General features: G+C 53.1%; 6 protein-coding genes. 1 reads left to right on the plus strand and 5 read right to left on the minus strand.

Translation table 11 applies throughout. The features are described 5' to 3' along the window. Positions 1 to 2,029 (plus strand): S-layer homology domain-containing protein (locus ACYC56_RS09570; RefSeq protein ID WP_461373953.1); only part of this gene is annotated, 2,029 nt, incomplete at its 5' end. Between the two features lie 192 nt (positions 2,030 to 2,221). On the opposite strand, the gene ACYC56_RS09575 is transcribed toward ACYC56_RS09570, so the two are convergent. The 5 genes from ACYC56_RS09575 to ACYC56_RS09595 all read right to left on the minus strand — a co-directional run bounded on the left by ACYC56_RS09575 (position 2,222) and on the right by ACYC56_RS09595 (position 8,947). Next, positions 2,222 to 3,019 carry a hypothetical protein gene (locus ACYC56_RS09575; RefSeq protein WP_461373954.1) on the minus strand — a complete coding sequence of 266 codons (798 nt, stop codon included), beginning with the start codon at positions 3,017 to 3,019 and terminating at the stop codon, positions 2,222 to 2,224. 165 nt (positions 3,020 to 3,184) lie between these two features. Continuing rightward, positions 3,185 to 5,485, minus strand: a complete 2,301-nt coding sequence (locus tag ACYC56_RS09580) for an Ig-like domain-containing domain (protein WP_461373955.1) — start codon at positions 5,483 to 5,485, stop codon at positions 3,185 to 3,187. Then, a complete protein-coding gene (locus tag ACYC56_RS09585) occupies positions 5,475 to 6,323 on the minus strand; it encodes a tetratricopeptide repeat protein (RefSeq protein ID WP_461373956.1) in 849 nt (282 codons plus the stop codon). The genes ACYC56_RS09580 and ACYC56_RS09585 overlap by 11 nt, the downstream gene beginning before the upstream one ends. A 228-nt stretch (positions 6,324 to 6,551) precedes the next feature. Beyond that, positions 6,552 to 7,844, minus strand: coding sequence for a hypothetical protein (locus tag ACYC56_RS09590; protein WP_461373957.1), 1,293 nt, complete (start codon positions 7,842 to 7,844; stop codon positions 6,552 to 6,554). A gap of 152 nt (positions 7,845 to 7,996) precedes the next feature. After that, positions 7,997 to 8,947: a 6-bladed beta-propeller gene (locus ACYC56_RS09595; protein WP_461373958.1), complete on the minus strand. Its 951-nt coding sequence runs from the start codon at positions 8,945 to 8,947 to the stop codon at positions 7,997 to 7,999. Positions 8,948 to 9,106: the final 159 nt, after the last annotated feature.

The following is a 9,106-nucleotide window of genomic DNA, read 5'->3' on the forward strand; positions in this document are numbered from 1 at the left end:
CATCTTCGACTTAAATGGTTTTAATCTGAATGTCACCAATAGCGGTGGTGTTGGGCTTACGGTAACGAGCGGGAGCGTCGGTTATACCGGCGCAGGCGCGTTCAACGTCACCGGTACTTCCTGCGGGGTGAGCGCCAACGGTGGCAGCGCCTCGGCAACTGTAACCAACGCCACGGCAACCGCAGAGGGCGGAAATGGCGCAGTTGCCATCAACGGCGGAGACATAGTCGTCAATGGCAATGCGCAGGGCGGATACAACGGAGTCAGCGTCGCCAATACCGGCAGCACGGCTGTTATCAATGGCAATGCCACAGGTATCGCTTCCGACAGCAGCGGCGCAAGAGCCGGTTCTGGCGGAAGTGTCACCATAAACGGCGGTACTGCGCAGGGTGTGATGTATGGCGCTTATTCCAACGGTAGCGGCAGCTCTATCACGATCAACGGCGGTGATGCCATCGGTACCGGTCCCTACAGCCACGGCGCGCATGCCGAGATAGACGGAACCATTCACGTAACCGGGAATGTGCAGGGCACACAATATGGCGTTGTTTCCAGTAACGACACCTCTGTTGTCGTTACCGGCAATGTTACGGTAACCGCCGAGCTGAATGGGTGGGGCGTGCATGCAGAACGCGGAGGCAGGATTGAAGTTGGAGGCAATGTCGTGGCAAATGGCTCCAGCCTGGGCGCATATGCCTCGAGCCACGTCGAGATTAACATCGACGGTGCGATCCTGGCGTCGAATTATATACGGATTTTTGACGATATCGCTGAAGCACCTGTTGATAAGGACGGGAGTGCGGGCAGCCGGACGATTCCCACAACCAAGGCCGGCTATTATACCTATTCCGCCGGCACCAGCACCGTCTGGGTCAAGGAGGTAGCGGCCGACAGCGATTTACCTACCTGGCTTGAGGACAGCACACTTACCGCGTCAAATCTTGGGCAGACAGGTCTAACCCTTTCCTGGGCCGGGGCACAAGACAATGCAGGAGTAGTCGGATACAGAATCACACGAGACGGGGCAAACCCGGTAGATGTGGTTGGAACAACCATTAGCATCACAGACCTTACTGCAAACACCACCTATACCTTTAAGGTAGAGGCAATAGATGCCCAAGGGAATCTCTCTTCAACCGGGCCATCCATTACGGTGACCACCCTGCCACAACCCAGCTCGCCCTCATCCGGCGGCAGTGGCTACAACGCACCGCCGGCAGCACCGAAGAATTTGCACCTGGTTGCAAACCAGGGCACAATCGAGCTTGCCTGGGATAAAAACACCGAGAGCGACCTCGCCGGCTACAACATCTATCGCAGGGTAAAAGGCAAAAGTGGCGATGCGGTCAAGCTCAACAGCGAGCTTATCAAGGGCACAAGCTTTACTGATACCACCGTCCTGGTTGGCACAACCTACATCTACTATGTTGTTGCAGTGGACACCGCAGGAGGCGCGAGTCAAAAATCCATCGAGATAGAAGCAGCCCTTGCATCGGTTAGAGGGGAGAAGGTCTTCTCGGATGTTAAGAGTGATGCCTGGTATACGCCCTTTGTGGCCGAACTTGTCTCAAAAGACATCATAGACGGCTACACCGACGGCACTTTTAGACCAGACGCACAAGTAACGCGCGCCGAGTTTACCAAGATGCTCGCCCTTGCCATGGGCTGGAAGATAGAGGAGACAACAACTGTGCCCTTCTTAGACGTGACCCCAGGCTCCTGGATGCACAGCTTTATCGAGACCGGTGTATCCCACGGTGCTTTAGACGGCTACACCGACGGCACCTTTAAACCAAACAATCTCATAAGCCGCGAAGAGGTGGCAAAGATCATCGCCAGCGCCATGAACCTGCCTGCCGGCACCAGCTCGCTTACAGATATCAACGACTCCTGGGCAAGGCAGTTCATCAACTCATGCGTGAGTGCACACATCATAAGCGGCTATCCGTCGGACAATACCTTCCGACCGAAGAACAACACAACCAGGGCCGAAGCAGCAGCGATGATTGCACGGATGCTGAAGGATTAACGGGTTTAGCGGCACAGATTTCAAAGAAACTTGGAAGAGGAATGGGTAAATAGCCATCGTGCGCTACCGAGGCGCTCTTTGACGTAAAGGGACCGGGAGGAACCGTCGCGTATTCGCAGACCTTGCGTCCAAGCAAGGTTAAAAAGTAACCGGCTGGGTGGCTGCTAAAAGCTCCGGTAGGGATGATACTCTCTAGAGTATCTCATCAACCTCTGGCTCATACTCCTTTGCGTAGACGGGTAATTTAACCAATTGCTCAAACTTTGATTGCGACGCCGTGGAGTTCGTAAAGCTGATAGCCGTCGTAATGGGGGCGCCGATGAGCTTTCTGGACTCACTGATGATTTCGGTCTGCGATGTCCGCTGCCGTTCGGCAAGCCGCGCCATATCCGCCTTGATCGCGAGTATCTCTTTGGCATGCACCTCTTTATCCTGGTTTAGCTCCTGCAGGTGTCGCGCCTTGATGATTTGCTCCAGGATGATTTTATCGAGCAGGCGCTCCTTCTTCTCGATGTGCTCGAACTCATCGGCCATGATATCCCGCCAATCTTCGATGCAGATACTTACGCTATTGTAGACTTCGATGACCTGGTTGCGGATGTTTTGCATGAATTCGTGCGCCAGTTCCCTATCCAATTTGAACTCGCTATCGTTGGCGTTGTTTAGTATGGCGCCCGCTTTAAGATCGATGGTATCTAATGTGCGGCTCGTTGTCCGCAGCAGCTCATAGGTCTTCTTTATGCTTTTTCGGGCGAGTTCTTTCTGCCGCTTGGCAAGCTTCTGCTTGGAAACGTAGTAGGTTATAGCAAAGGTGATAGTGGAGCAGGCGATTGGGATAATGATCTGCATGGCGAGTGAGCCTATCCGAAAATGGATGAAGCTCTCGGGCAGGATTGTGTACAGCATAAAGCCGACGGCTATACCGCAGATGATACAGACAATTGCGAGAAACTCAAGCCAAACCTCAACCTTACCGGACTGTTTCTGCATAGTAGGACTCCGCTTTTAGCATTATGGTTGCTTTGGCACTTGCTTCGAATTCTGATCTAGCTTTGTAAGGTTATTATAGAACAGTTTATTAGCAGGGATAAATAGAAAAGTCAAGCATTTAGTTAAATATTTTGCCTTTATAGAACAAGCGGTATGGTGGGGAAGCTAGTTTCCGGTTAACTTTATTCCCACGATATTTGGATTGGATTCGACGTTGCCGGCGTTGTCGATCGCCCGTGCCCGCAGGATATAGCTGGTAAACCTATCTTCCGGCAATATCCAGAGGTACCTCCCGGATGCCTCTGGGCTGCCTTTGCCATTAATTGTTTTTGCCGGCAGCCAGGTTTCCGCGGTTTGCCAGTCGGTGCCGTTCCAGTACGATTTATCCGATTGTCTGCTGATGGAGACCTCAACGCGAGCGATACCTGCATTATCCGTCGACAGCCCATAGATAGCATATGTCCTTCCGCCGATTTCGTTCACTCCCGTAGGGTCGATGATCGCCGTCGAGGGCCCGGCGGGGTCGCTTTGCGCGATCACGGTTACCATGACCAGAGCGGGAAGCGGGGCTACTAGCTGGTTGTTGACGAGATCGATGCGCGTATTCTGAACCGGCATCCACTTTTTGTGCTTTTCGTCATACGAGACGAGCCGCAAGCTGGTCGGGTCGGGTATTTCGTCCGGCTTGTATTTGATCCTAAACGTCGCCGGGCTACCTAGCGGCAGTTGCAATGGGTCGATCCGGTATACAGGGCTATACCTGGTGGCGCCCGTTACATCGGGGACATCGTTACCCCGCAGCTCCTCGAGCATAATGGTCGTTTCGGTAGAGAGGGCACTTGCGGGAACCTCCAGGGACACGGTCTGGTTGTTATCCGTAACCACACCTCCGGCAGGGCCGACCGTTTGCTTGAATGATGATTGATATGAGCCTTCCGTGGTAAATGACCACGAGAAATTCGCCGCCAGCGGGTTTTTTGCCGCGTCCTTTATGCCGGTTGTCAAGTAAACCGTATAGGCGGTGCCCGATTCAAGCCTGTCTCTTGGGATAAGCTTGGCCGATTTAGCTTTTTCATCAAAGGATGCACTTGCTGAGATCCAGCGTGACCCCTGCTTGAGGTAGAAGGTCGATCCCTGCTCTGTACCATCGTTTTTAATGCTTAACGGATCCATGTGCTCGTAAAAGACAATCCCGATACCCGTACCCGGTAAGACTTTCGTCGCATTCATCGCCGGGAAAATATGACGTGTTACCGGCGACACCGTATCGAGCGTGATGCTGTCGGAGATTACATATGAGTTATCGCTATCGTCCTTGAACTGGCCGTTTACTATCTTCATGCCGTCGCCCTTGGGAAGGATCAGCGTCTTCGTCGGCGCGTATTTCTCCCAATCCGTCCAGGTTTGCCCGTTGTCGAGGCTGAAGCGCATCTCGGCTGCGCCCTGTACGTCGATATCTATGCGCACCTTTTGGCTGTTGGTATAGGTGGCGGCATCCTCAATAAAGATGTTGCCGACCGGCCCGACATTATCGACCGCAACATCGTTTTCAATCGGTATGCTCTCCTTGTTCGCGGTGACATCAACCGACCGGCCCAGGATTTTAAAGTGGGCCCCATCACTCGTGGGAAGCGGCCACGGATAGATCCAGGTTACCGAACGCTCGGCGCTGGATGTTACCTTCGCGGCGTTCCAGCATTCGTTCTTAACCCAGCTTGTGCCATTCCACCAGGCCTTATCATAGAGTCTGGTGATGGCCAGCTCGACCTTCGTGACACCGGCATCATCAACAGCGACGCCACTTATCGGGTAGATGCTGCCGGTAAGCTTACTTGCACCGGTTGGGTTTAAAAACGATGTCTGCGGGGCGCTACTCAATCCCATTGCTATGTCGAGCTTTACACTATCGAACCAGGCGTATGTCACAGCTTCACGGGCGTTGCCATTTTCGAAGGCTGCGCCAACGCTTATGTGGTAGCCGCCCGTTTGGTTGAGGTACTGGGAGATATCAACCGAATCGGTCACCCAGGTGTTATCGTTGAGCACTTGTCGATTTGCCCAGACGGTCACCGAAGTGTTGTCGGGTTTTGTGAGGTTGATATAGATTCGCTGCTCAAGGGGAAGGATGGTTGTCCAGTTCTTTCTCCATGCAAACTCGATTTTTCCGGTGCTTCCGGCCTTAATGGGGATGGTGATTCGCTGTTTGGCAGAGGATTCGCCCCTGCTTCTGCGACCGGAAATCGTAAAGCCCAGGCTGCCGCCATTCTCAAATCCGGCGCTATCGAACGACATAGGGATTCCCTTTGCCAGCTCCCGCGACCCCCAGTTGCTGAGGTCGTTTTTAAAGTCACCGTTGAGAACAAGCTGGTCGGCATGAGCTACTGTGGGTGAAAGTGAGAGCGCCAGCCAGAGCGCTACGAGAAGTATGAGAAGTCGTGGGGCGGAAAGGATGCTTTTAGTTTCCACCCAATCCTGCCCCTGTGTTGGTTGATGACGATGATGATGATGGTGACAGCCCCTGTATTTGTCCGCCGGTCCTCGATTCCAAGGCTTTGAGGGTCTCGTTGTTGGGGTCGATGCTCAAGCCCGTAGCGATGATTCCCTTAGCCTGCACGAAGTCGTTTTGCAGGATATAGATGTTTGCCAGCTCGGCAAGAACGCTCGAGCGTAATTTATCCGCCGGTGGCAGCAGGCCCAAGACCTTTTTCCACTCGTCGATCGCGTTATCATAGTATTTTGCCCTGGTATCGGCGCGCGCGACCTCCGAGTGGAAGAGGATGACGTTCGGGGCGGTCTGCGCGGCCCGATTCAAGTATGTGATGGCTTCGTTTTGCCTGCCCATGCGCTCGAGCAGGATGCCCGTTTTGTAGAGCAGTTCCGCATCGTTCGGCTTGGTCTTTAGCAACAACTGGTACTCGTCACTGGCGCGCTTGTTGTCGCCACTGAGCAGGTATGAGGAGGCGAGCATCTCGCGCATCTGGGCATCGTTTTTATTCGCCGCAAGGAAACTCTCGAGGCTTGGGATAACCGCCTTGTAATCGCCCTTGTTATAGGTGTCGATGATCTGCTTCCTGTCCAAATCGTTCTTTTCGGTGACCTGTGTTTGTGCGCCGTTATCCGTTGGCGCCCCTTTTGGCCACAGGTAAATTCCGAGTCCGATAGTACAGATGGCGAGGACCACGGCGAGTGATATCCAGGTATATCTGCTCACACGGATATCCATATCTTTCACCGTGCCTTGCTTCCGGTCAGCGGCATGCCTGCCCAATTCAGTTCCTCCAGCGGATGGTTTAGTTTGTTCCATAGCGCCCATATTATAACAGAACGCGAGCGTTGAAAATCCTGGAAAACAAGATTTACCGTGCGTTAATTATCCCAGTGTTAGTGTCGTCCTCGTGAGCAGTGCAAATGCACCGTGTCATTTTTGTGGGCGGATGTAACTACGTGTTAATTCTGTGCTTGCTTCTCTTATTTTAGCAGAGGCTTGGTAGAATTGACACGCTTGTAGCGCTGTATATTTTAGTGGCTAGGATTATGGAATTACCGGCGCATGGGAGTAGCTATGGCAGCTTGAACAACCAATAATACTTGCATGGTCGACGGGTCCGCTTGGCAGGGCTCCAATATTTACACCCATGACTTCGACGGTTCTTGTGGTTTCGGACGCGTACTTATGGCACACTTGACATGATTCATCGCTATCGGTGATGCGGTTGTTACTGTCCGGGTCGGTCCAGCCGTTTGCAACTGCGTAATCGTAAAGGCCGTCGGCGATCATCTTATAATTGCCTAACCTCGCGGTATGCACATCATGACAGACCATACAGGGCATTTTAACCCCCGTATTGTATTGGCCCGAGGGGGGCGCTTTCCAGCCGGTCGCACTCGTGCCATTTCCTCTAAGCTGATGACCGGTATAGGTCGTTTCGGTGGAATTGTAGAGGCCTTTGATATTTTTTTCCGCTGTGGTGCCGGCGCCGGTACCGTCATGGCAGCTGAAGCAGAGCGCATTATAGATATCCGAACTTTTGCTGTTTACCACGGAGGGGCTCTCAAAGTAGGGCTGTACAAGCAGGCGGCGTGTGGCATCGCTTCCGTTCAGCCCGAAATCAGGGCCGAAATCGGGTGCCAGATGCACCGCATGACAGGTTTCGCATAAGTTGGTCGTTGACGAGAACGGGCTTTGATTTGTATCCGTACCGTGTGGGGTTTGCACCAGTGTAAGCTCGTGCGATTGCAGGTTGGCGAAGTTCTGGACGATATCATCCGAATTACCACCGGTCGTATCGATCGTGATAGAGTCCTGATCTACCAGCCTGGAACCGATTGTCGGGCTCCCGCTGGTATCTGCCGAAGTCGAGAGCGTGTAAACGATATAGAAGGTATCGGGAGTAGTAGAGATTGTCTGGGGTGTGGCAAAGGTAAAATCGGTCTCTTCTCCTGAAAACGTGGCGGTATCAGGTGTCGTAGGCACAAGCGTATCGGGGCTTATATTAAACTGGATATCCCCGGTACCGTTCGTTTCCTTATACATCTTGACCCGCAGCACGTTGACCGTAGCGTTGCCGGTGCCGTATTCGTTAATCTTAAGCGATGTCCAAATCGCGCTTCCGGCGCCGGTTTTCAAGGTGAGTCGCTGCATGACGATGTTGTCTAGACCGCTCGTAACGCTGCCTCGTGCTTCCGGCTCGGAGCTTACCATCAAGGTATCCGCCCATGCGATACTCGTGAAGATTACCATGAGACACATCGCTAAGGGGACTATTATCAAGAGGCGGGCCGGTAATCTGCCGGCATGTGCGCTGATCGAGTTTCGAGCTGCCACTACTACACTAGCTCCTTTAAAGCGAGCCCGGTCGGGCTTTTACAAAATAAATCAAATTAGTCAATTGTGAGCTGACAAATCTCCAATACTAATATATCAATAATCGGCTGTTTGCTCAACCAAAGATATCCCTATCATACCTGCTGCGCAGGTTACTTCCAAACTGCAATGCGGTTGTTGAGCTTATCCGCTATAAGTATCTCATTGTTCCGGGTGTCGATGGCGATGCCGTTCGGATAGGCGAGGCCTTTGCCTGTGGTGCCAAACCCGCCGTAGGTGCCGATGAAGCGCCCGTCTTTTGCAAAGACGAAGACCTTGTGCTTCAGCATATCGACCACATGCAGGCGTCCGTCTCTATCGAGCGCAATACCGCGCGGCAGGGCCATCGCCTCCTTTTCCGACCCGGTAATCACGTTGAGAAACTCGCCCTGGCTGCTGAATACCTGGACGCGCGCGTTGTTCGAGTCGCTTACATAAATGGTGCCCCGTCTATCTGCAGTAATTCCATTGGGATATAAAAACTGGCCCTTGTCGCTCCCCGGCCGGCCGAACCTGGTGATGAGCCTGCCTTTAAGATCGTAGACTTTTACATCCTGGTCCAGAACATCGGTTACGTAGAGCCTTTCATTGGCCGTGCACAGGGCGATCGGTCGCCCGGGGAGTGCGGAGACCGATCCCTCGTCTGAGGCGCCTTCCGGGAACCGGTAAAGGAACTTCCCGTCGCGGTCATATACAAAGATCGCACCTTCAGTCCCGAGTGTGCTTACGTAGATACGCATATCCCGGTCCACGGCCACACCTACCGGGCGGGCGTCCCCGGCCTGGGTAGACACATCGATTACTTTCTTTAAGGTGCCCGTCGCAGAGACGATAGCCAGGCGGCCGTTGTCCGAATCGGCAACATAGAGCGCGCCGTTGGCTGCAGCTATCCCCATTGGTCCCTTCAGGCGTTTATGATCGTCCCCCGTTACTGCGGATATATACTGTGGCCGGTAGGAGGGAGCCTTTTGATCGTTGCCTGAATCATCGGCATTGTAGTTCGAGAGCGAGTAGTAAAGGATGCCAGATGTTCCGACAAGCACGATTGCAACGAATATGAGCAAGAATAACCGTTTACTGATTGCTGTTTCACTCCTTATAACTATCTCCCGCTAGGCTTAATCATAGCATCTAAGCATGCAGTGCGTGCCCAGGTATGCTATAATTTATTGTGCTAAAGGCCGCTGGTTTTACAAAGGACACCATTACTCGTATGTACCGGA

The sequence above is a fragment of the Candidatus Aquicultor sp. genome, from assembly GCF_054640775.1.

Bases quoted from the DNA above. Each gene is read 5' to 3' on its own strand.
- ACYC56_RS09575 (WP_461373954.1), bottom strand. From the start codon at position 3,019: ATGCAGAAACAGTCCGGTAAGGTTGAGGTTTGGCTTGAGTTTCTCGCA.
- ACYC56_RS09585 (WP_461373956.1), bottom strand. From the start codon at position 6,323: ATGGAACAAACTAAACCATCCGCTGGAGGAACTGAATTGGGCAGGCAT.